Origin of the sequence: Burkholderia multivorans ATCC BAA-247, from assembly GCF_000959525.1 — a bacterium.
GTDB classification, from domain to species: Bacteria; Pseudomonadota; Gammaproteobacteria; order Burkholderiales; family Burkholderiaceae; genus Burkholderia; species Burkholderia multivorans.
Window position 1 is genome coordinate 73,126 of record NZ_CP009831.1, and the last position, 23,080, is coordinate 96,205.

18 protein-coding genes and 1 pseudogene are annotated in these 23,080 nt (G+C 68.0%); 8 read left to right on the plus strand and 11 right to left on the minus strand.

All coding sequences use genetic code 11. The features are described from left to right. Positions 1–7 precede the first annotated feature (7 nt). On the plus strand, positions 8–391 hold the full coding sequence (locus NP80_RS02690; protein WP_006412189.1) for a VOC family protein: 384 nt from the start codon (positions 8–10) through the stop codon (positions 389–391). 141 nt (positions 392–532) lie between these two features. Here NP80_RS02690 and NP80_RS02695 read toward each other — a convergent pair whose 3' ends face one another. Beyond that, positions 533–1,381 carry an ureidoglycolate lyase gene (locus NP80_RS02695; protein ID WP_006412192.1) on the minus strand — a complete coding sequence of 283 codons (849 nt, stop codon included), beginning with the start codon at positions 1,379–1,381 and terminating at the stop codon, positions 533–535. Between the two features lie 664 nt (positions 1,382–2,045). On the opposite strand from NP80_RS02695, the gene NP80_RS02700 reads away from it, so the two are divergent. Both NP80_RS02700 and NP80_RS02705 read left to right on the plus strand, forming a co-directional pair. Then, a complete protein-coding gene (locus NP80_RS02700) occupies positions 2,046–2,867 on the plus strand; it encodes an IclR family transcriptional regulator (protein ID WP_006412202.1) in 822 nt (273 codons plus the stop codon). Positions 2,868–3,107: 240 nt separating this feature from the next. After that, on the plus strand, positions 3,108–3,659 hold the full coding sequence (locus NP80_RS02705; RefSeq protein WP_035948663.1) for a hypothetical protein: 552 nt from the start codon (positions 3,108–3,110) through the stop codon (positions 3,657–3,659). 653 nt (positions 3,660–4,312) lie between these two features. Here the strand turns inward: NP80_RS02705 and NP80_RS02710 are convergent. From NP80_RS02710 to NP80_RS02730, 5 genes are all read right to left on the minus strand, one after another. Further along, positions 4,313–6,667, minus strand: a complete 2,355-nt coding sequence (locus tag NP80_RS02710) for a bifunctional acetate--CoA ligase family protein/GNAT family N-acetyltransferase (protein WP_006412205.1) — start codon at positions 6,665–6,667, stop codon at positions 4,313–4,315. Positions 6,668–7,265: 598 nt separating this feature from the next. Then, positions 7,266–7,559, minus strand: a complete 294-nt coding sequence (locus NP80_RS02715; protein WP_006412206.1) for an H-NS histone family protein — start codon at positions 7,557–7,559, stop codon at positions 7,266–7,268. A 100-nt stretch (positions 7,560–7,659) separates the two neighbouring features. Further along, on the minus strand, positions 7,660–7,944 hold the full coding sequence (locus NP80_RS02720) for a hypothetical protein (protein ID WP_172488724.1): 285 nt from the start codon (positions 7,942–7,944) through the stop codon (positions 7,660–7,662). A 61-nt stretch (positions 7,945–8,005) separates the two neighbouring features. Beyond that, on the minus strand, positions 8,006–8,533 hold the full coding sequence (locus tag NP80_RS02725; protein ID WP_006412208.1) for a hypothetical protein: 528 nt from the start codon (positions 8,531–8,533) through the stop codon (positions 8,006–8,008). A 114-nt stretch (positions 8,534–8,647) separates the two neighbouring features. After that, positions 8,648–10,144, minus strand: a complete 1,497-nt coding sequence (locus NP80_RS02730) for a sigma-54 interaction domain-containing protein (protein ID WP_006407892.1) — start codon at positions 10,142–10,144, stop codon at positions 8,648–8,650. A 317-nt stretch (positions 10,145–10,461) separates the two neighbouring features. Between NP80_RS02730 and NP80_RS02735 the strand changes: the two genes are divergently transcribed. Beyond that, positions 10,462–11,865: a GntP family permease gene (locus NP80_RS02735; protein ID WP_006407890.1), complete on the plus strand. Its 1,404-nt coding sequence runs from the start codon at positions 10,462–10,464 to the stop codon at positions 11,863–11,865. A gap of 365 nt (positions 11,866–12,230) precedes the next feature. Beyond that, complete coding sequence (locus NP80_RS02740; protein WP_006407889.1) at positions 12,231–12,482, plus strand: DUF4148 domain-containing protein; 252 nt, start codon at positions 12,231–12,233, stop codon at positions 12,480–12,482. A 24-nt stretch (positions 12,483–12,506) separates the two neighbouring features. On the opposite strand, the gene NP80_RS02745 is transcribed toward NP80_RS02740, so the two are convergent. Together NP80_RS02745 and NP80_RS28665 are read right to left on the minus strand one after the other, a co-directional pair. Continuing rightward, positions 12,507–14,102, minus strand: coding sequence for a thioredoxin family protein (locus tag NP80_RS02745; protein ID WP_035948665.1), 1,596 nt, complete (start codon positions 14,100–14,102; stop codon positions 12,507–12,509). A 154-nt stretch (positions 14,103–14,256) separates the two neighbouring features. Beyond that, positions 14,257–14,751 (minus strand): annotated as a pseudogene (locus tag NP80_RS28665) (GNAT family N-acetyltransferase); the annotation flags it as partial. Positions 14,752–15,382: 631 nt separating this feature from the next. Between NP80_RS28665 and NP80_RS02755 the strand changes: the two are divergent. From NP80_RS02755 to NP80_RS02765, 3 genes are all read left to right on the plus strand, one after another. After that, the gene (locus tag NP80_RS02755; protein ID WP_035489102.1) at positions 15,383–17,692 is read left to right on the plus strand and encodes a phosphocholine-specific phospholipase C; all 2,310 of its coding nucleotides are present in this window, start codon (positions 15,383–15,385) and stop codon (positions 17,690–17,692) included. A 270-nt stretch (positions 17,693–17,962) separates the two neighbouring features. After that, a complete protein-coding gene (locus tag NP80_RS02760; protein ID WP_012216261.1) occupies positions 17,963–18,232 on the plus strand; it encodes a hypothetical protein in 270 nt (89 codons plus the stop codon). A gap of 155 nt (positions 18,233–18,387) precedes the next feature. After that, positions 18,388–19,383, plus strand: a complete 996-nt coding sequence (locus NP80_RS02765) for a DedA family protein/thiosulfate sulfurtransferase GlpE (RefSeq protein ID WP_006407885.1) — start codon at positions 18,388–18,390, stop codon at positions 19,381–19,383. Between the two features lie 53 nt (positions 19,384–19,436). Here NP80_RS02765 and NP80_RS02770 read toward each other — a convergent pair whose 3' ends face one another. The 3 genes from NP80_RS02770 to NP80_RS02780 form a co-directional block, all read right to left on the minus strand. After that, positions 19,437–20,912 carry an OprD family porin gene (locus NP80_RS02770; protein ID WP_006407884.1) on the minus strand — a complete coding sequence of 492 codons (1,476 nt, stop codon included), beginning with the start codon at positions 20,910–20,912 and terminating at the stop codon, positions 19,437–19,439. A gap of 159 nt (positions 20,913–21,071) precedes the next feature. Further along, positions 21,072–22,091, minus strand: coding sequence for an ABC transporter ATP-binding protein (locus NP80_RS02775; RefSeq protein ID WP_006407883.1), 1,020 nt, complete (start codon positions 22,089–22,091; stop codon positions 21,072–21,074). Then, a complete protein-coding gene (locus tag NP80_RS02780) occupies positions 22,088–23,080 on the minus strand; it encodes an ABC transporter ATP-binding protein (protein WP_006410371.1) in 993 nt (330 codons plus the stop codon). The genes NP80_RS02775 and NP80_RS02780 overlap by 4 nt, the downstream gene beginning before the upstream one ends.

Genomic DNA, 23,080 nt, shown 5'->3' on the forward strand with positions numbered 1-23,080 from the left:
GCCCCAGATGATCGATCACCTTTCCTTCGGCGTTGCGCAGATCGAGCGCAGCCGCACGTTCTACGACAACACGCTCGGCGCGCTCGGCTACAAGCGGCTGCACACCGCCGCCGACTCGCTCGGATACGGCGCCGACGAGCCGTCGCTCTGGCTCACGCGTACGGCGCGCCCGGTCGTCACGGACCCGGAATCGGGCCTGCACATTTCGTTCAAGGCAGCGTCGCCGGTCGAGGTCGACGCGTTCTATCGCGCCGCGCTCGCGCACGGCGGCCAGGACAACGGCGGCCCCGGCAAGCGCGAGCAGTACGGGCCCGGCTATTACGCGGCATTCGTCGTCGATCCGGACGGTTACCGGATCGAAGCGCATTGCGAGCTCGACAACATCGTGTGATGACCTTCCGGCGGCGCGATGAACGCCTGCCGGCGCCAGTAAACGACGACAGCCCGATACCGGGCGATCCGGTATCGGGCTGTGTGCTTTCGGCTCTTCGCGCGCCGCGTGCTGAGCCGCGCCGTCTGCCGCCGGTGCCGCTCAGCGCGCGGCGCGCGTGAGCTGCAATTGCTCGCCGAGCCCTTCGATGCCAAGCCGCACCATCTGGCCGGCCTTCAGATAGACGGGCGCCGGCTTGATGCCCATCCCCACGCCGGGCGGCGTGCCGGTCGTGATCACGTCGCCGGGCTGCAGCGTCATGCAACTCGACAGATACGCGATCAACTGCGCGACGGTGAACACCATCGTGCGCGTGTTGCCGTTCTGATAGCGGTGGCCGTCCACTTCGAGCCACAGGTCGAGCGACTGCGGGTCCGGCACCTCGTCGCGCGTGACGAGCCAGGGGCCGATCGGGCCGAACGTATCGAAGCCCTTGCCCTTGTCCCACTGGCCGCCGCGCTCGATCTGCCATTCGCGTTCCGACACGTCGTTGACCACGCAATAACCCGCGACGTAGTCGAGCGCGCGCGCTTCGTCGACATCCTTGCACGGCGCGCCGATCACGACGCCGAGCTCCACTTCCCAGTCGGTCTTCACCGAGCCCTTCGGAATGTCGATTCCGTCGTTCGGGCCGCAGATCGAGCTCGTCCACTTGCCGAACACGACCGGCTCCTTCGGCACCGGCATCCCCGCTTCCGCCGCGTGATCGGCATAGTTCAGACCAATGCCGATGAACTTGCCGACGCGGCCGACGCACGCGCCGATGCGTGGCTCGCCCGACACCAGCGGCAGCGTGGCGGGATCCAGCGCGCGCAGTCGCACGAGACCCGCGTCGGACAGGACGTCGCCCGCGAGATCCGGCACATGTGCGGACAGATCGCGGATGCGGCCGTCCGCGTCGAGAATGCCGGGCTTTTCCTGGCCGGGCGGGCCATAGCGAAGCAGTTTCATCGTGCTCAACCTCTGTAGTCGAATGTGTCAGGATACCGGCCGCCACCGCAGCGCGCAGCGGCTCGCCGGATTGATCGTCGATCGTCGATGGCATGCGCGGCACGATGGCCGACCTGCCGGCCGACGCGCGAGGTTCGCGCGGGCGCAGCGATCGCGGCGCCGCACGGAGCGGCGCGCATCGGACGGGCGGCCACCGGTCTGCGCATCGGCGACGACGGCGCGGCAGGCGCGTCGCGACGCGCCTCCACATCGGCCGGCGTCGCGCGCGGCCCGCACCGTCGTTGGCCCGCGACTCTTTGTACCATCGGCCGCGCAGCATGAAATGACGCACGACGGATACCGACTATTGGCGAAGTCGCGGGCGGTGCGGCGCAGCATCGGGCGCGTTGCACGGTGCGACGGCGCCGCGGACATGCTGCCAAGGTGGCGCGCGCGCCGTGTCGGGCGACAAATATCGGCTATTCGCTGCAATCGTGTCATCGAGAACGCCATCTGACCCGTTCTTGGCAGGTAACGATCGGTAAAAAGACGCTGCATTGCACACTGCGGGTTTATTGTCAGACTTGCGCGAATTGTTTCATCGCGTTCGTCGGCGCCTGCGGGTCGCGTTGCCGCGTACGTCGCCGCCGATCGTCGGCAACTTTCGAACGACATGTCCACCACAATGCAAACGAACAACGACCCGGTTCCCGGTAGCGACGCACGGGAATCGTTGCGGGCACTCGACCGCTATCGCGCGCCCGCGCTCGACAAGGGACTCGATATTCTCGAGCTTTTGTCAGAACAAAAGGAAGGCCTCACGCGGACCGAGATCACGAAGGAGCTCGGCCGCAACGCGAGCGAGATCTACCGGATGCTCGAACGCCTCGTCGCGCGGCGCTACGTGATGCGCTCGCCGGGCGGCGACCGCTACACGCTGAGCCTGAAGCTGTTCGCGCTCGCGCATCGTCATCCGCCGATGAACCGGCTGATCGCGGAGGCGCTGCCGCCGATGCAGCGCTTCGCCGATGCGGCCGAGCAATCGTGTCATCTGTCCGTGTACGACCGCGGCAGCCTGCTCGTCATCGCACAGGTCGACGGGCCGGGCTCCTGGGGCGTGTCGGTGCGGCTCGGCTCGCGCGTCGGGCTGGCCGACACCGCATCGGGCAGCGTGATGCTCGCGTTCCAGAGCGCCGAGCAGCGCGCGCACATGCTGGCCGAGCACCGGAAGGTGCAGGGCGAAGCGCCGCTGAACGAACCGGAGCTCGCGAGTGCGTGCGAGTCGATCCGGCAGGCCGGTTTCCTGCAACAGGACAGCCGGCAGGCATACGGCGTGACCGATCTGAGCGCGCCGCTGCTCGGCCCGTCCGGACAGGCAATCGCCGTGCTGACCTGTCCGTACATGCGCCGGATCGACGCGCATGCGGCGCCGCCGATCGACGAGGTGGTCGAACGGCTGCGCGATACGGCGCGCAATCTGTCGATGTATCGCACGGAGACTTGCTGACGAGGTCTGGCGGGCGACGTGCGGCCGTCGTGGGTCCGGCGACGCAGCAAGCGGCTCGGCAAGCGCGGCCGGCATGTGCCGTGCGTACCGTGCGTGCCGTGCGCGATGTCGGCCGGTTCGCTGCGCGCGTTGCACGGACATCGCGGCACGCTCGCGCGTGCCGCTGGGCGTGTGCGCGCTACGCTAGAATAGCGGCCCTCTCAAAAACTACGGCGGCTGCGGTCGCGGCCGCCGTGTCCGATGGATGTCATGGCCAAACTTCTGAACGATCAAGAATTCCAGCGTTTCTCCGAACTTCAGCAGAAGCAGGCAAGCTTCACGATCACCCCCGAAGAGGCGGACGAGCTCCGCGACATCGTCGCGCGCGCGCAGAAAAAGCGCGACGACCGCGCCGCCGCGATGCAGGCGATCGAAAGCTACATCGAGCAGTTCGACATCACGCCCGACGAACTCTTCTCGCCCGAGCAGATCGGCGACGCGGCACGCACGTACGGGTTGATCACGGCGACGAAGAAAGAGCGCGTGCTGCCGCCGTCGATCACGTTCAACGGCAAGCCGTATCAGTGGACCAAGACGCTGCCGGACGACGTGCGCAGCGCGCTGTTCGACGCGTTCACGTCCGGCGAGTCGGTCAAGCGTTTCATCGCGATGCCGAAGGACACCGCGCGCTGCGCGCTGACGATCGCGCGACTTGAACGCGAAACGGGCGCCGTCTATGCCGACACGCACCTCGAGGAGCTCGCGATTTCGCGTGGTCAGGTAAACGACGCGGCAGCGAAGCTCGCGGCCTAAGGGACGCGCGGGGGCCCGTGCGGCGCGGGCAATGCGCGCGGCGGGCGATGCGCGCGGCGGGCGATGCGCGCGGCGCGCGTGCCGGCTTAGGCCGGCACCACGCCCACCAAAACGTACCGCGCGACCATGCTCCCGTAAAACCTCACCTCAATGCCAGTGAGCACTCACGTCTCCTCCCGAAAAGGCTCACCTTCGGCTCCTGCAGACCCTCACCGGCAGTTCCCGCACCCTCTCACCGCGCGGTCCCGCAAGCACTCACCGATGCGCCCGGCCGACGCTTACCGCCTGTTTTCGCTTCGCGTCGGCAGGTTCGTCCCGGAAAACCTCACCGAGCGATCCCGAAAACGCTCACTTTCGGCTCCTGCATAAGCTCACCGGCCGCTCCCGTATCGGCTCACCGTTTGGCATGGCAAATGCCCGACGCGACGCTCCTGAAAAAGCTCACCTTTTGGGATCGGTCGAGGTCGCGCGAGCCGGAATGCCGGCGGGAACGTGCATCGCGGAACGACGTCGGTCTCACGGTCGCGCCGCGCCATGCCAATGATGGGTCGTGAGGCGGATCGCCACGCTCGGCCACTCCCGCTGCAGGGAAATCGAACAGCGCTCGCACGGACCGGCCCGCGCATTTGCCTCGCACCCAGCCCTCGCACTCACTAAGCCTGCAGCTTCATCCTGAACCCGACGACACCGGGCTCCTCCGTCGCCGACACCTCGAAACCGCACGATTTCGCCAGCGCGATCATCGGCGCGTTCTCGCGCAGCGCCTCGCCGACCATCCATGCGGTACCGCGCGATCGCGCGTAGTCGATGATTCGCGTCAGCAGCAGGCGCCCGAGCCCCTTGCCTTTCTGATCGGGCCGCACCGCGATCGCGAATTCGGCCGTCTCATTGTCCGGATCGCTGACCGCGCGCGCGACGGCGAGCGTGTGCGCCTGCCCGGACGCATCGTTCACGACCGCGATGAACGCCATCTCGCGGTCGTAGTCGATCTGCGTCATCCGCGCGATCTGCGAATGGTCGAAGCTGCGTACCGCGCCGAAAAAGCGCATGCGCAGATCTTCGGGCGTCATCGCGCGCAGCAGCTCGCTGTGCGCCGGCTCGTCTTCAGGACGGATCGGACGGATCGTCACGGTTTCGCCGCGCCAGTCGAGCGTGCGTTCGAGCGCGCGCGGATACGGCATGATCGCAAGCCGGCTCCGTCCGGCCGCGAGCGCTATGCGCGGCGCGATCACGCTGACGCGCTCCGGCGACACGCGCAACGTGAGCGACATCGCGACGACTTCGCGCACGTCGCATACGACCTGCGACAGCGCGATCAGTGCGTCGAGCACCGGCTCGATCGGCGCGCGCCGCGCATAAGGCGAACGCGCGATCACGGCACGCGCGAGCACCGTGTTGAGCGGCGGCAGCCCGTAGACGACGAATGGCGCCGATACGCCGTCGGCAGGCGGCACGGCGTAGCGAAACACGGGCCCGAAGTTCGAATCGTCGTACATGTCGACCGTCACGTCGACGATCGCGGCCTCGGGCGGCTCGTCTGCCTCGCCGTGCAGACCGAAGTGGGACAGCCAGTGCAGCGCGGCGTCGCCCGTCAGCGCATGCCGGCCCTCATCGAGCATCCGGCGCGCATCGGCTTGCGCGGTCGCGATGCACGCGGCCGGATGCGAAGGCGTACCTTCCGGCGTCTGCATCAGCAACTGGCGACCGAGGTTGTAGTCGACGAGACGCGCATACGCTCGCGCAAGCCGCTGCGGCGTCGAGTGCACGGGAATGCCGCTTGCATGCAGCGCGTCGCGTGTGGCCGCATCGACTGCGCCGAAGAAGCACGCAAGCACGCCGCGATGCGCGTGCTGCCTGTTGTCGATCAGCACGCGCGCCACCGCATCGGCCGGTGCGCTGTGCGACGTCGAATGCACGACGAACAGCGTGCCTGTTTGCGGAAACGGCGCGAGCGCCTTGACCGCTGCGGCGAAATGCTCGGGCCGCGCATCGTCGCCGAGCGTGAGCGGATTGCCGGGTGTGTCGAGATGCGGCAGCGCAGCCGACATCGCGGCCGCGACCTCGGCCGGCCATTCGGCCAATGCGACGCGCACGTCCTCGACCGCATCGACGGCAAGCTTCGCGACGCCGGCGTCGCTCGTCACGAGCGTCGCCGCGCCGCGCGCCGTGACGCGGCCGACACCGAGCGTCTCGATTTCGTCGAGCAGATCGTCGAGCGCATCGACGCGGACGATCCCCGCGCGCTGGAACGCCGCCGTGTAGAGCCCGTCGCCGGGATCCGCACGACCGGTGCGCAGCGCGAGCACCGGCTTGTTGCGCGCCGCCGCGCGTGCGGCCGACATGAACTTGCGCGCGGCGCGAACCGAGTCGAGCTCGAGCAGGATCGCGCGCGTGCCCGGATCGCTGGCGAGATAGTCGAGCACGTCGCCCGCATCGACGTCGGCTTCGCCCCCGAGCGCGACGATGTGCGAAAAGCCGAGGCCGCGTGCGTTCGCCCAGCCGAGCACCGCGTTCGTCAGCGCATTCGATTGCGATACCCATGCGACACCGCCGGAACGCACCGTATAAGCGGGCGCGCCGAAATGCGCGTGACGCGCGGGCGACAGCACGCCGAGGCTGCCCGGCCCGACGATGCGAAGCACGAACGGCTTCGCGGCCTTCAGCGCGCGATCGAGCGCCGCGCGATCGGCATCGCTGCGCGCATCGCCGACGATGATCGCCACACGCGTGCCCAGTTCGCCGAGCTTGCGTACGATGCCGGCCCACGTCGCCGGACGCGTACAGATCACGGCGACCGACGGCGGTGCAGGAAGCCGGTCGACGTCCGGTACGACCGCGTGCCCGTCGAGCTCGCGATGCTTCGGATTGACGGGCCACACCGGACCGTCGAACGCGCCGTCGAGCACGCGCGACCAAACCATTGCGCCAATACTGCCCGCACGCGACGACGCACCGACGACCGCAACGGACCTGGGCTGGAACAAGGCATCGAGATGGCGAACAGTCACATCGGCTCCACTGGCTGACGAAACACGGCCCGACCGGCATACGGCTCCGCGCCGCACACCGATCCGCGAACCCCAAGCATAGGCGAAGGGCCCGCGGCTGCCTATATGCCGAACGGCCAGCTGTCCGACGGCCGTCAAGCCGCGCATCATGCATCGACCGGCGACACATCGCGTGCCGCGCACCGCACTGAGCGACGTGCGTGCATCGATCGCAGCGCCGACGCATCGCGGTACATCGATACACGTGCCGCCGTCAAAGGTGAGGCTTTACAGGAGCGAAGGTGAGAATGTTCGGGAACACCGTCCAGCCCTGCGCGCTACCGCGTACGGTGATGAAAATGCGCTTTGTGTCCGCACGCGTCGCATGGCGAATAACGTGCCAAGAACGTGCGCAATTGCGCGGCCGTTTACCGACATTCGCCGCGATAGCGAGCCGAATCGCGGTGAAATCGCGAAATACGATCGGTCCATTGCGTGACGCCGCATCGCAATCCAGCGACGCGATGCATTTTGCATGCGCGGAAAAACAGAACGGTGCGACGGCCGCAAGGCCGGTCGCACCGTCGGTCGGTACGCGAAAGGTGAGGATTTTCGGGAGTCAGTCGGCGATCAGGAATCGCGTGCGGTTCTTGCCGAGCCACGCGGGCGCGCGCCCGCGGCCACTCCAGGTTTCGCCCGTCTTCGGGTTGCGATATTTCGGCGGCAACGTGCGCTTCGCCTTTGCGCTCGGCGCGCCGAGCGGCCGGAAACCGAGCTCTTCCGGCGTAATGTCGAATTCGTCGATTTTCGCCCGGATCTCGGCTATCGCGTCGGCAATCGCCTTCTCGCGTTCCTTGTCGATTTTTTGCTGAAGCCTTTCGAGTTGCACGGACAGTTGCCGGTAGGTCGCCATATCGATGGGATTCCTTGAGGGTTATTCATGAAAAATAGCCGACACCAAGCAAATAGAAAAGCGCGTGACCCGAAAGTATTTTCGGCCGCCCATTGCGGGATCAATAGCCGCTTTTCTTGCGGCATGCGAAGAGCAGGCTTCGCGTGCCGCTATCCGTCGATTGCTGGAGCACGTCGTACTCGCCGTTGCAGATCGCGCGCGCATTGTCCGTGCAATTGCTCCACGAGTCGCCCGTGCATTGAACCTGCGTAGTCGGGCGTCCGTCGGACGTGAACAGCGGCGCACCGCCGCCGCACCCGCCGAGCGCCGCGACGAGCGCCAACAACCCGGCCCCGCGCAGCAACGCCCGAGGCCCCCGACAGACCGACGCAAGCATGTGTTTCATTGTTCTTTCCGTCAACCTTTTTTTAAATGTCGCGAGTATGCCATGCACGGCCGCCTATTGTTCAATTGGGCGTGCGGTCCGGCTGCCCGCGCGTCCGATACGGCAACGTTCGTGCCGGATCGTCGGTGATGCGAATGAAAACCTGTTCGACATCGGGCAGCGCCTCGAATTCGCGTTGCAGCGCCTGTCGATCGAATCCAGGATTCGCACAGCCTTCGACATAGACGAAGCGCCGCTGCACGGTGATCCACAGGCTCGTGCCGCGCAGCCGTTCGGATCCGGCGAAATGCGCCTTGGCGGCATCCGCGATCGGCGCGTCGTACAGATAGGAGTTCGGCTTCGTGCAGCGATGCGCGAGCCAGCAGGTCGTCCCGCGCTCGACGCGGTAGTGCGCGTCGTCCTCCATCTCGGCCTTCGTCATCCACGGGCCGAGCGGCAACGGGCATTCGGCGATGTCCCGCGACAGCGCAACGAACGGATCGTTGTACCAGTTGCGCCGCGCCGTGGGCGCCTCGGTATCGCCCGTCTGCGCCAGCGCGGACGTCGCGAGCATCAACGTCACCCAACCTGCGATGCCGATTCGCTTCATATCGCCTCCTGTCGGCCGACTCGCACGCGCATGCCGGCCGGCCTGTGTTTCGCGATCGTTCCCATACCTGATGCGCACCATGCAGGCGCGCGCGCCCGCGCGGTCCGCAGCGGCCTATCGACCGATACCGAGCGCCGCGAGCTTCTTGTACAGCGTTGCGCGTCCGATGCCGATCCGCGCGGCGGCCTCCGCCACCTTGCCGTCGCACGCGGCCAGCGCGTCGACGAAGAACTGGCGTTCCCACGCCGCGAGCGCGTCCGCATACGACACGTGCTGCCCGGCATGCGGGTCGCCGGCGCCGGACCTGGAACCGGCGCCCGCGCCGCCCGCCGTCACGGCAGCCGCCGGCACGGCCGGGGCGGCGTCCGCATGTACGCGCGTCGGTCCGAGAAACGGCGCGAGCGCACGTGCATCGATGATCGCGCGATCCGACAGCATCAGCGCGCGCTCGAGCGTGTTGCGCAGCTCGCGGACGTTGCCCGGCCACGGATAGGCGCAAAGCATCCGCAACGCGTCGTCGGTCAGCTCGCAGTGCGCGGCGCGCCCGTGCTGCGCAGCGAGCTCCTCGAGCGTCACATAAACGAGCGCCGCAATGTCCGACGCACGCTCGCGCAGCGGCGGCGCATGAATCGTCAGCACATTGAGCCGGTAATAGAGATCGGCGCGAAAGCGCCCGGCCGCGACGAGCGCCGGCAGGTCGGCCGACGTCGCCGCAATGATGCGCACGTCCGCGCGCACGATGCGGTTCGACCCGACCGGTTCGAATTCCTTGTCCTGCAGCACGCGCAGCAGCTTGCCCTGCAGCGGCAACGGCATGTCGCCGATCTCGTCGAGAAACAGCGTGCCGCGATCGGCCAGCTCGAACTTGCCGACGCGGCCCTTGCGATCGGCGCCGGTATACGCGCCGGGCGCGGCGCCGAAGAACTCGGTTTCGAGCAGCGTGTCGGGAATCGCCGCGACGTTGACGGTCACGAGCGGCTGCAGCGCACGCGCCGACGCCGCGTGAATCGCATGCGCGAGCAGTTCCTTGCCGGTGCCTGTCTCGCCGAGCAGCAGCACCGGCGAATCGACTTGCGCGGCGCGGCGCGCCTGTCGTTTCGTCTCGAGACTCGCGGCGCTCGTGCCGACGAAGCTCGCGAACGTGTACTTCGCGCGGCGCGCCTGCGCGAGCGAGCGCTGCGTCGCGATCAGCTGCTGCTGAAGCTGCGCGTAGCGCGAGAAGATCGGCGTGAGCGTCTTCAGCTGATCGAACAGCGCGAAGCCGATCGCGCCGACCGTCTCGCCGGCCTCGTTCTTCAGCGGCAGCCGCGTGACGACGAGCGGTTCGCGGCCGGTCTCCATGATGTCGAGCAGGATCGGCTGGCCGCTCGACACGACTTCGCGCAGCAGGCTGTTCGGGATCACGGCCTCGCAGTCGAGGCCGACGGCCTGCTGCGGATCGGCAAAGCCGAAACGCGCCGCGTAGCGCTCGTTCATCCAGACGATCCGCGCATCGCGATCGACGACCACCGTGCCCGCGCTCGAATCCTCGAACGTGCGAAACAGCGACTCGGCGGCGCGCCGCAGCACGTCGCCGTAGTTGGCGGGCAGCCGGGTCCAGTCGTTCATCATCGTGTCGTCGTCTCCGTGTATCTTCGGTCGGATGTCTCCGTATCGGGACGGATTATCTCATTTCGGAGACACGCCGGATTGCCTTGTCGGGGAAGACCCTCGCCGAGTCGACACGCGATCGCGATCGCCGATTCGTCTCCGTCTGGAGACGTTTCACGTAGAATCGTCAGACATTGGCCGGCGCGGGCCCGCCCGGCCACGCCGGACCCGCGTCCGGCGGCGCATTGCGGCCGATGGCACGAAACCTGCACGAAGCCGAGCCGGTCCGCGGCGCACCGTCCGACCGAACAACAACCAAAGCAATTAGGAGACTTCCCTTGTCTTTCGTGATCGTCCTCGCCGCGCTGGCGTTCCTGATGTTCGCCGCGTATCGCGGCTACAGCGTGATCCTGTTCGCGCCGATCGCCGCACTCGGCGCGGTCCTGCTCACCGATCCGGCCGCCGTCGCGCCCGTCTTCTCCGGCATCTTCATGGAGAAGATGGTCGGCTTCGTCAAACTGTACTTTCCGGTGTTCATGCTCGGCGCGGTGTTCGGCAAGGTGATCGAACTGTCCGGCTTTTCCGAGTCGATCGTCCATGCAGCGATCCGCTACATCGGCCGCTCGCGCGCCAATGCGGTAATCGTCGCGGTGTGCGCGCTGCTCACGTACGGCGGCGTGTCGCTGTTCGTCGTCGTGTTCGCGGTCTATCCGTTCGCGGCCGAGCTCTATCGCCAGAGCAATATTCCGAAGCGGCTGATGCCGGGCGCGATCGCGCTCGGCGCATTCTCGTTCACGATGGACTCGCTGCCCGGCACGCCGCAGATCCAGAACATCATCCCGACCACGTTCTTCAAGACGACCGCATGGGCCGCGCCCGCACTCGGCACGATCGGCTCGCTGTTCATCATCGTCGTCGGTCTCGCGTATCTCGAATGGCGCCGCCGTTCGGCGATGGCGAAGGGCGAAGGCTACGGCACGTCGCTCGTCAACGAGCCGGAGCGCGTCGAAGCGCAGTCGCTGCCGAATCCCGCGCTCGCGATCCTGCCGCTGATCCTGGTCGGCGTGTCGAACTTCGCATTCACGAAGCTGATCCCGCAGTGGTACGGCTCCGCGTCGTACACCGTCGCACCGGAAGTGCTGCCGGGCGTCCATGCGCCGGTGACGACGTCGATCAAGACCGTCGTCGCGATCTGGTCGGTCGAGGCCGCACTGCTGCTCGGCATCGTGCTCGTCGTGCTGACCGCGTTCAAGCGCGTCAGCGAACGCTTCGCGGCCGGCTCGAAGGCGGCCGTCGGCGGCGCGCTGCTCGCCGCGATGAACACCGCGTCGGAGTACGGCTTCGGCGGCGTGATCGCTGCGCTGCCGGGCTTCCTCGTCGTCGGCGACGCGCTGAAGAGCATCCCGAACCCGCTCGTCAACGCTGCGGTGTCGGTCAGCTCGCTCGCGGGCATCACGGGCTCGGCATCGGGCGGCATGAGCATCGCGCTCGCCGCGATGTCGGACCTGTTCATCAAGGGCGCGCAAGCGGCCAACATCCCGATGGACGTGCTGCACCGGGTCGTCGCGATGGCGAGCGGCGGCATGGACACGCTGCCGCACAACGGCGCGGTGATCACGCTGCTCGCCGTCACGGGCCTCACGCACCGCGAGTCGTATCGCGACATTTTTGCGGTCACCGTGATCAAGACGCTCGCGGTGTTCTTCGTGATCGCCGTGTATTACATGACGGGGCTCGTGTAATTCCTTGCGGCGGGCGGCGCTTCGCACGCCGCCCGCGCCTGCCGGCCGCGTCCCCGTAGCCGGTGCGTTCTACCCGCGTTTCACGAAGGGCACGCAGCCATGCCGGACCGGCGCCTCGATGGCGTCCGGTCCCATACCGGCCGGCACCCGGCCCGCCGGCGCACGCCGCGCCCATCGCACCGCCCTCATCTCCGCGCCATTCGGCCCCGACCACGCCGCCGTCATTGTTGTCCGCAGCAAAACACTGCATTGGTCGCCGGCGCATTTTTCATGCGGCCGACCCGACCTACACTGGTTTCAACGTCGCCCGACGCATTCGTGACACGAAGCGCGGCCGATTCAACGGAAACCAGGAGGTCCCGATCATGAAGCGCCTGATTCAAGCGGTTGCCCTCGCCGTGGCCGTCTCCGGCCCGGTCGTCGCCCATGCGCAGTCGAACCAGCCGCTGACGCGTGCGCAGGTCCGTGCCGAAGTGAAGGCACTGAAGCAGGCCGGCTTCCAGCCGAGCGACTGGTTCTATCCGGCCAGCATCCAATCGGCCGAAGCGAAGATCGCGCAACAGAACGGCGCCGGGTACGGCAGCGCGCGCGACGCGTCGTCGGAATCGGGCCGTTGATCCTCGGCACGGCCACGGCGGCCGTCACGTCTTCACGGGCTGAATCAGCTTCGCGCACGCCGCTGCCTGCGGGTCGCCCGCGGGCAGCTTGCCGCATAGCTCGTCGAACTGCCTGACGACCGTCCTGACCGACGCATCGTGCGCGCCGCCGCTACGCCAGCGGTTCAGTTGCGCGACGACCTTGGTCAGCGCACGCAAATTCGCGCCGTAGAATGCATCGCGCGTCTTGCCGGCCTGCGCGAGCACGCTCGCAGCAATTCCTTCGATCCGCGCCGAGTCCTCGGGCGCCAATTGCACCGCGTTCGCGAAATAGGTCGCGCCCCAGCGCAGCTTCGTCGCGGGGCCCGTCGCCGTGTCGTACGCCTTCCGGTACCAGTCGAGCGCCGCCGCCTTGTCGCCGCGCGCCTTCGCGTTCGCGGCCAGCCCGGACATGAAGTAGTACGGCGTCGACGAGCGCGGCAGTTCGGCCTTCAGCAGCGCATCCGACTCGTCGAACAGTCCGGCATCGGTCAACGTATCCGCGCCCTCGCTGACGAGCGCCTGCCGCTCGTACGGATTCGCCGCACCCTGCACCGACGCGGCGATCTGCCGCCGCACGGTATCGACGAGCGCCGGCGCATCGAGCGGCGCGCCGGTGCGCGCCTCGCCACGCGCGAGCAGCACGCGGCCGTGCAATGCCATCAGTCGATCGATCGACGACAGCGTCGTATCGGCGGACAGCCGTGCGAGCGCCGCGTCGTATGCGCCGCGCAGCTTCGCGCGCTGCGCTTCACTGCCGCCGAGATACGCGACGACACGCGCCGGCGCCATCACGAGCACGTCGGAATCGGCGCGCGACAGCGCGCGATCGGCCAACACCGCTCGCCATGCGTCGGCGAGCGCCGACTTGTCCAGCGCGCCGGCCTGAGCCGGATCGTCCGACGCGGCGACCACGGCCGCCTTCAGTGCGAAGCGCGCCGCCTCGGCCTTCGCGCCGGCCGCCCGCGCGCGCTGCGACAGCGTCTGCAATGTCTGCGCGACGCGATCGGCCAGCACCGGCAACGCACCGTCGGTATCCCACGAATAGTCCGCCAGCAGCCGCCATTCGTCCGCCTTCAGCGATGCACCGTCCTTCAACGCGCTCGCGAGCGTCTGCCGCACCGGATGCGCGGCGGTCATGCCGAGCGACAGCGCCTGCAGGTAGCGGTCGAGATCGGCCTCGCCCGGCAGCCGCGTCACCTCGGTGCCGTCGGGACGGAACAGGATCATCGTCGGATAGCCGTGCACCTTGAAGCGTTCGCCGAGCTTCTGCGCGCTCTCGGTGTCGCCGTCGAGATAGACGGGCACGAACAGCGACGAGCGCGTCTTGAACGCCTGCTGACTAAAGATCGTCGACTTCACCTGGTTGCACGACGGGCACCACACCGCGCCCCAGTACAGCAGCAGCGGCTTGCCGGTACGCTTCGCGAGCGCGAAGGCGTCGTCGGCGTCGCCCTGCTGCCACGCGATGCCGGGCGGCAGATGGGTACGCTGCGACGACGAACTCGCCGCGACGCCTTCCTGCGGCGCGACGGTGGCAAACGCCGCACCCGACGCGGCGAACAGGCAGGCGGCAGTCAGACTCCGGATAACGGTTTTCATCGAAGCGGGTTCCGTTGAAAAGACGATGGCGGGAAGACGCGTCGCGCGCCTGTCGCGACGGCCGGCAAATCGCTCGACGATACGATGCAGGCGCCCGCTTGAAAACGAACGAATTCTCGAATGAATATGAGGCACGGGACGCTCGGCTCCACGGCCGCGACCCGAGCCGCGCCATGCGATACACCGATGCATACGCGCCGTCGCGCAGCGCGTAGTCGGGCGTTTGCCTTCGATGCGAAAAGCGTGCTTTTCGTAGAGCGCGATCGCCGCTCGGTTTGTCGACGAACACGGTCAGCTCGATACGCGTGACGTTGAGCCAATTCTCGGCGAGGTCGATCGCGGCCGCGAGCAGACGGCTGCCGATGCCGCGCCCGTGATGCGCCGCATCGACCATCATGCCGAGCCCGGCCGCATGACGGCGCCGCGGATTCGGTTCGGTATGCGGGGCAAGATAGCCGACCACCGCGCCATCGACTTCGGCGACGAGACTCACGCCCTGTTCGCGAATGCGTTCGAGCCGTTGCTGCCATTTCTCGAACGATGGAAACGGATGCTGCGGCGTGTTCTTGCAGACCGCCGGTTGCGCGGAGATTGTGCGGATCGCATCGACGTCGTGCGCGTCGCCGTGCCGGATCGTGATGTCGATCATGACGGGGGAGCGTCCAGGGCATCGTTCTTTGAAGGGCATGCGGCGGTGCGCGTACCGCATGCCATCGAGGCATATCCGGGTTTCATGCGAATGCAACATGCTTGCCACGTGCTCGCCCGGCATGTCGATGCCGCCTGACGAAACGAAACCATCGCCACCGATTCGGTTGCGATCGCAACGGCATGGCACCCAAGCCGTCTCATGCCGGCGGGACACCTTTTTACCGACCGCGCCATGGAAAATCGGTAATTTCTCACCGCTCCCCCGCGCCTCATTCACGTGCACGCGATTCGTTGCACACACAACGTCATGAGAACGACACGCGATGTCATTTCTCCATCACGTCGACGTCACGTCGGCTCCCTAGACTAGGCGCCGCCCTGCCCGGCATGCGCCGGGCCGGCGCGTGCCGACATCCCGTCCCGCGCATGACGAACGCGCGAACGACGAGGCGGCAACGACGGCCGAAACCGCCACGCGACGCAGCGCGTCGTCCGTGGGGCGCGCCCATCCGGCGCGCGGCCGGCGCATCCGCACGCACGCGCATCGCGGACCGTCCCAGGCGGGGACGACGCTTGGGCGCAACCAGACGAAGTCACGAACGCTCCCATCATCAGAGGACTCGAACGCCATGACGTCACGCCGCAAATTTCTCCAGCAGACCGCCACCGCCGGCCTCTCGGCCGCGGCGCTGTCCGCGTTTCCGCCGAGCATTCGCCGCGCGCTCGCGATTCCCGCCTTTCACGAAACGGGCACCATCAACGACGTGAAGCACGTCGTGCTGCTGATGATGGAGAATCGCGCGTTCGACAGCTACTTCGGCACGTTCAAGGGCGTGCGCGGCTACGGCGACCGTTTCGCGGTGCCGTCGCCGAACGGTCGCGACGTGTTCTACCAGACGTATACGAAGACGACGCCCGCGGTCACGGTCACGCCGTATCACCTCGACGCGAGCAAGGGCAACGCGCAGCGCGCAGGCGGCACGCCGCATACGTGGGCCGACGCGCAGGCCGCGTGGGACCACGGACGCATGAACCGCTGGCCCGACGCGAAGACCACGCTGTCGATGGGCTACTACGACGCGGCCGAAGTGCCGTTCCAGCGCGCGCTCGCCGACGCGTTCACGCTGTGCGACCACTATCACTGCGGGATGCATACGGGCACGATCGCGAACCGCCTGTTCTACTGGAGCGGCACCAACGGCCCGAACGGCATCAGCCCCGTCGACGGCAGCCGCGTGAAGGTCGCCGCGCTGAACAATCAGTTCAACGGCGGCAACGACATCGGACCGTCGACGCAGGGCTGGACGTGGACCACGTACGCGGACCGGCTGCAGCAGGCGGGCGTGAGCTGGAAGGTGTACCAGAGCCTGATCGACAACTTCGGCTGCAACGAGATGATGGGCTTTCGCCACTGGCGTGCGGCCATCGAGCAGATGCCGGCCGCGCGTCGGCCGGTCTACGTCGCGTCGACCGACATCACGCAGCCGGTGACGGCCGCCGGCCCGTTCTACGATCCGGCGATCGACGATCCGCTCAGCCCGCTCGCGAAGGGCTTCGGCAACACGATGCCGTACGGCTTTCTCGAATCGTTCAGCGACGACATCCGAAACGGCCGGCTGCCGGCGGTATCGTGGATCATCCCGCCGTCCGCGTACAGCGAGCATCCGGGGCCGTCGAGCCCCGCGCAGGGCGGCTGGTACGTGCAGGCGGTGCTCGATGCGCTGACCGCGAACCCCGAGGTCTGGAGCAAGACGGTCCTGCTGATCAACTACGACGAAAACGACGGCTTCTTCGATCACATGCCGTCGCCAGCCGCGCCGTCGCGCAATGCGGACGGCACGCTCGCAGGCGGCTACACGCTGTCGGGTGCCGACGTCGCCGCCGAGTATCACGACTTCGCACCGGCCACGTCGAGCCAGCCCGCCGCGGACGGACGCCCGTACGGCCCCGGCCCGCGCGTGCCGATGTGGGTCGTGTCGCCGTGGAGCCGCGGCGGCTGGGTGAACTCGCAGGTGTTCGACCATACGTCGACGCTGCGCTTTCTCGAGAAACGCTTCGGCGTCGTCGAGCCGCAGATCAGCGGATACCGACGCGCGATCTGCGGCGACCTGACGAGCGCCTTCAACTTCCGCTCGCCGAACAACGAGCCGCTGCCGACGCTCGCGGGCCGTTCGACGAAGAGCCAGGTCGACGCGCTGAGCGCCGCGCAGCAGGCCGCCCCGAAGATCGCGCCGCCGGCCACGCCCGCGCCGCCCGCACAGACCATCGGCGTGCGACCGTCGCGCGCGCTGCCGTACGAGCTGCATGCGAGCGCGCAGGCCGACGCGCGCAGCGGCACGCTGCGGCTGAAGTTCGCGAATACCGGCGACGCGGCCGCGGTATTCCACGTCTACGACAAGCTTCATCTCGATCGCGTGCCGCGCCGCTACGCGGTCGAGCCCGGCAAGACGCTGCACGGCGACTGGGCGGCAATGGCCGACGACAACGGTCAATACGATCTGTGGTTGCTCGGCCCGAACGGCTATCACCGCCGCTTCACCGGCGACCTCACGCGCATTGCCGCGGCCGGCGCGCCGAATCCGGAGATCCGCGTCGGCTACGCGGGCGCGAGCGGCAACCTGCACCTGCGGCTGAGCAACCACGGCGGCGGCGCCGTGCGCTTCACGATCCGCTCGAATCGGGTCTACGGGCCGCTCGCGGGCCACGGCGCGACCGACACGCACGGTCACGGCGACGGCGCGGGCACGACGTGGACCGTCACGGTGCGCGGCGGCACGCAGTCGGAGCTGCACTGGAAGCTCGACTCGACCGGCTATTGGTATGACTTCATCGTGACCGCCGATCACGACGCGCGCTATGCGCGGCGCATCGCCGGCCGCGTCGAAACGGGCCGCCATTCGGTCAGCGATCCGGCGATGGGCATCGCCGACCGCTTCTGACCGCCGCGGCGACGCGCACGCCTACGGCGCGTCGCCGGCCTGCCCGTCGGCACCGCCCGACACCCGCGCACCACCCGGCGCCGCCGCGCGCAAACGCGCGGCGGCGCGCGCGAAAACATCTGACGGAAGTGTGGTGTAGCCCTCTTTTAGACCCCTACGAAAATGCTCCGTAATGCCGTCCGTTCGCGTTAAACTGCGTCAACCTGTTTTGCAGTTTTTCAACAACGACACCTTCGCCCCCCACGGCACAACGACACGAGGATAGGTTCGATGCGCACTACCGGCTCATCCGGGGCAATGACCCTGCTCACCGAACACGACCCGGCCGACGGCCGCGAGCTGCGCTCGCTCCGGCTCGAAGCGACCGGCGACGGCAAGAGCGTGCTGTTGATCGAGATCGACGAACGCAAGCCCGGCATTCACCGCGAGGTCCGCTACGAGATCACGCCGGCCGAACTGATCGCGGCGATCCGCTCGCACGGCGCCGAACTGCCGGGCGAACACCACGGCGCCGCTTCGCTCGCGCGCACCCCTTCGTGAGATTCCGACGGTGAGCGGCGTGCAGCGCGCGCGCTCACCGGCATGTCCCTGCCGCCGTCAGGCGCTTTCCGTCATTCCCGCCGCCGTCTTGAAAATGGCCGATAATCGGCCCATCTGCGCACCCTGCCTGCGCATGTTCTTTTCGGCCAGCCGTCATGCTCCGTGATCTCGTCGCCCAGTACGGGCCGCTTCTCGTATTCGCCAACGTGCTCGCGGCGGCGATCGGCCTGCCCGTGCCCGCGATGCCGACGCTCGTGCTGTTCGGCGCGATGGCCGCGATGCATCCGGCGATGATCGGCTCGCAGCTCGCGACGGTGATTGCGCTATCGGTGCTCGGCGCGCTGCTCGGCGATACGGCGTGGTACGTCGCCGGGCGCCGTTACGGCGGCGCGACGCTGAAGACGATCTGCCGGCTGTCGCTGTCGCGCGACACCTGCGTGAAGAAAACCGAGCGCTTCTTCGGCCGCTACGGCGTGCGCGTGCTCGCAGTAGCACGCTTCATTCCCGGACTGTCGCTGGTATCGGTGCCGATGGCGGGCGCGCTGCATACGCGCTATCGCACGTTCGTCGGCTACGACGCGCTCGGCGCCGCGCTCTGGACGATCGCCGGCCTCGTCGCGGGGCTCGTGTTCTATCGGCAGATCGACTGGCTGTTCGCGGGCGCGAGCCGGCTCGGTCACGCGGTGCTGGTCGTGATCGTCGCGCTGCTCGCCGTCTATGCGGCGATTCGCTGGGTGCGCCGCCGCGCGCTGATCCGCCAGCTCGCGCATGCGCGGATCGGCGTCGACGAGCTCGATGCGCTGCTGCAAGACGATGCAGCACCGGTGATTCTCGACGTGCGCTCGCCCGAGCACCGCAAGCTCGACCCGTTCACGATCCCCGGCGCGCAGTTTGCCGACGAACGGCAGATCGCCGACATCGTCGCGCGCTATCCGCTCACGCAGAAGTTCGTCGTCTATTGCTCGTGCCCGAACGAGGTGACGGCCGCGCTGATGGCGAAGCGCCTGCTCGACGCGGGCTTCACCGACGCGCTCGCGCTGCGCGGCGGCCTCGACGCCTGGCGCGACACCGGTCGCGAACTGGCGCCGCTCGCGGCGGATCTGCCACCGGCCGCGAACGAGCCGGTCGCCGGGCTGCACAAGCCCGCGTAAGAGCGGGCCGCTCGGCGCGGCGGCGCAGCGGCGGCGCGCGGCGCGCCGTTCGATCAGAACGCGTGCAGCGGCAGGTTCACGACCAGACGGTACTCGCGGTTCGTCGCATCGGAGTAGTGCGTGGAGCCGTTGTGCCACATCGCGATGAACGTGACCTTCGTGTCCTTCAGCTTGCCGCTCTGGAACGTGTACGACGGAATGAAGCCGAACTCGTGGTGACGGCCTTGCACCGGCGCGCCGTTGCTCCAGTAGATGCTCGAGTGGCTCGGATCGTTCGCCGCGCCTGCGCTGCCGTCCGCGCCCCAGCCCGTCACGCCCCACACCATCGCCTTGAAGCCCGGCAGCCCCGCTTCCTTGCCATAGAACGTGTAGCGCAGCTGCAGCGACTTTTCATGCGGCGCGTTGTAGTCGACGTCCATCGAGTTCGCGAGGAAGATGCCGTTCGTTTCGTTCAGATAGTCGAAGAACTGGTCGCCGAGAATCTGCTGATACGCGAGCAGCAGCTCGTGCGGGCCGTGCTGCGCGGCGAGCGACAGGCTATACGCGTTGTTGTTGATCTTGCCCTGCAGCGCGTCGCCCGTGTCGTGCGTCGAATAGACGTTGCCGAAGCCCGTCCACTTGATCGTCTGCGGGCTGCCGATGCTGTGCTTCACCGACGCGTAGTACTGGTGCCACACGTCGTCGGCCTGATTCGCGTACAGCGCGACTTCGCCGTTCGGCGAGTAGTCCCACGTGCCGCCCACATAGGTGATCCGGTTCACGCGCGTACCGCCGTACTGCGTCGTCAGGTTCGTGAGCGTCGAGTGGCCGCGCGCGTCGGTCTTCGTGAAGCTGCCCGCTTCGAGCATCACGTTCTTGAATTCGTTGCTGACGATCGTCGCGCCGAGGAACGTCGGCGGCAGCGCGCGGTTGTCGTGCTGCTCCATGAACGGGTTGTCGACGGCCTGCAGACCGTACTTGATCACCGTGTTCGAGATGCGCGCCTTCACGTCGTAGATGCCCGGATAGGCCCACGCGAGCTGGTTCGAGCCGCCGCCGCCCTTCGCGATGTGTGCCATGCTGCCCGCGCCCGCGCCGCCGTCGAGCTTCAGCGCCGCATACAGCGATGCGTCGAAGCCGATACCGATCAGGCCCGTCGTATAGCCGGACTCGAAGTTCGCCATCACGCCCTGGATCCATGCGTGACGGTGCGGTCCGCCCTTGTTGTCGAGCACGTCCGCGTAATTGCGGAACAGGAAGTCGAGATGGCTGTCGGCGATGAAGCCCTTCGACTTCGATTGCGCGGACGGTTGCTCGTCGGACGGCGTGACGGCCTGGCCGGCCTCCGCGTTCACAACGGCGTTCGGCGTCGTCGCCTGTGCGACGCTCGCACTCGCGCCGGCGGCCGGCGCGGCCTGCGCGACCGTCAGCGGCGCGGGCGCCGCGTCGTCGGCGCGCGCGACGCCCGTCAGCGAGACACCGGCGAGCGCCGGCAGTCCCCATGCAAGCAGCATCTTCGATGCCGTCCCGATCGTCTTCTGCTTTTTCATCGTGGTTCTCTTCTTGTGTTGATGTCGTCCCGCCGGTCGCGATCCGCGCCCGGCCCCCACCCGGCGCGACCGGCTACGGACGCGCCTGTACCCGCGACGCGAAGATCGTTCGCGCCGCACTTACCCCTGTCGACCTGCCTGCTTATCGTCGTTCGACACTCATGCCGCACCCGCGCGGATGCAGGCGACGCGCGCCGCCGAGCCGTGCCGCACTTCCGGCAGCGGCACGTCCTGCGCGCACGCGTCGATCGCCACCGGGCAGCGCGTGCGGAACGCGCAGCCCGACGGCGGATTCAGCGGCGACGGCATCTCGCCCGCCAGCAGCATCGGCCGGCGCGCCCGCTCGCGTGCCGGGTCCGGCGTCGGCGCCGCGTCGAGCAGCGCGCGCGTGTACGGGTGCTGCGGCACGCGGTACACGTCGTCGCGCGTGCCGAACTCCATCACGCGGCCCAGATACATCACGAGCACGCGCTGGCTGATCGCCTTCACGACCGCGAGGTCGTGCGCGACGAACAGATAGGACAGCGACAGATCGCGCTGCAGGTCGCGCAGCAGGTTCACGATCTGCGCCTGGATCGACACGTCGAGCGCCGACACCGGTTCGTCGCAGATCACGAGCTTCGGCTCGCCGATCAGCGCACGCGCGATCCCGACGCGCTGGCACTGGCCGCCGGAAAATTCATGCGGATAGCGCAGCAGGTGATGCGCGTTCAGCCCGACGCGCTCGAGCATCGCGATCACGCGGCGGCGCACTTCGGCACGGCCGAGACCCGGCTGATGCGTGACGAGCGGCTCGGCGACGACCTGCTCGATCGTCATGCGCGGATCGAGCGACGCGAGCGGATCCTGGAAGATCATCTGCACTTCGCGCCGCATCGCGGTGCCGCGCAGCTGCGCTGGCGCGACGGCCTCGCCGCGCCAGCGCACGGTGCCGGCCGTCATCGGTACGAGGCCGATCAGCGCACGCGCGAGAGTCGACTTCCCGCAGCCCGATTCGCCGACCAGGCCGACCGTCTCGCCGCGCTTCACGTCGAACGAGACGCCGTCGACCGCGCGCAGCGTGCCCTTCGGCGACCACGGATAGCCGCCGAGCGGCACGCGGAAATGCACCTTCAGCCCCTCGACGGCGAGCAGCGTGTCGCCGCTCGCGCCGGCGTCGCGGCGTTCGTTGACGCTCATCGCAGTCCTCCCGTCAGATCGGCCGCCGGCCGATGGCAGGCGCGCACCGCACCGGCGGCGCCGTAGGTTTCGAGTGCGGGGCGCAGCGTGCCGCAGCGATCCTCCGCACACGTGCAGCGTTTCGCGAACGCGCAGCCGGCCGGCGCGGTGCCGGGCATCGGCGGATTGCCGGGAATCGCGACGAGCGGCGCATCGTCGGCATCGGTCAGCCGCGGCAGCGCGTTCAGCAGCCCGATCGTGTACGGATGCGACGGCGCCGCGAAGATCGATTCGGCCGGCGCGTATTCGACGGTGCGGCCCGCATACATGACCATCACGTCGTCCGCGAGTCCGGCGACCACGCCCATGTCGTGCGTGATCAGCACGATCGCGGTGCCGCGCTCGCGATTGAGCTCGCGCAGCAGATCGATGATCTGCGCCTGCACGGTCACGTCGAGCGCCGTGGTCGGCTCGTCGGCGATCAGGATTTCGGGCTCGGACAGCAGCGCCATCGCGATCATCACGCGCTGCCGCATGCCGCCCGAGAACTCGTGCGGATACATGCGGATACGCCGCGCGGCGTCGGGAATGCGCACCGATTCGAGCGCCTCGATCGCGCGCTTCGTCGCGGCCTTGCGCGACAGCCCGCGATGCAGCTGCAGGGTCTCGGTCATCTGCCGCTCGATCGTCAGGAACGGATTGAGCGACGTCATCGGATCCTGGAAGATCATCGCGATCCGGTCTCCGCGCACGGCGTTCAGCGCGCGCGTGTCCATCGCGAGCAGATCGTCGCCGCGATAGCGCGCCGTGCCGCTCGTCGTGCCGTTCGCGGCGAGCAGCCCGAGCAATGCCATCACGGTCTGGCTCTTGCCGGAGCCCGATTCGCCGACGATGCCGAGCGTCTTGCCGGCTTCGAGCGAGAACGACACGCCGCTGACGGCGTCGATCGGCGGCGCATCCTTGCGCGTGAAGCGCACGCCGAGGTTGTCGACTTCAAGTAGTGCGGCCAT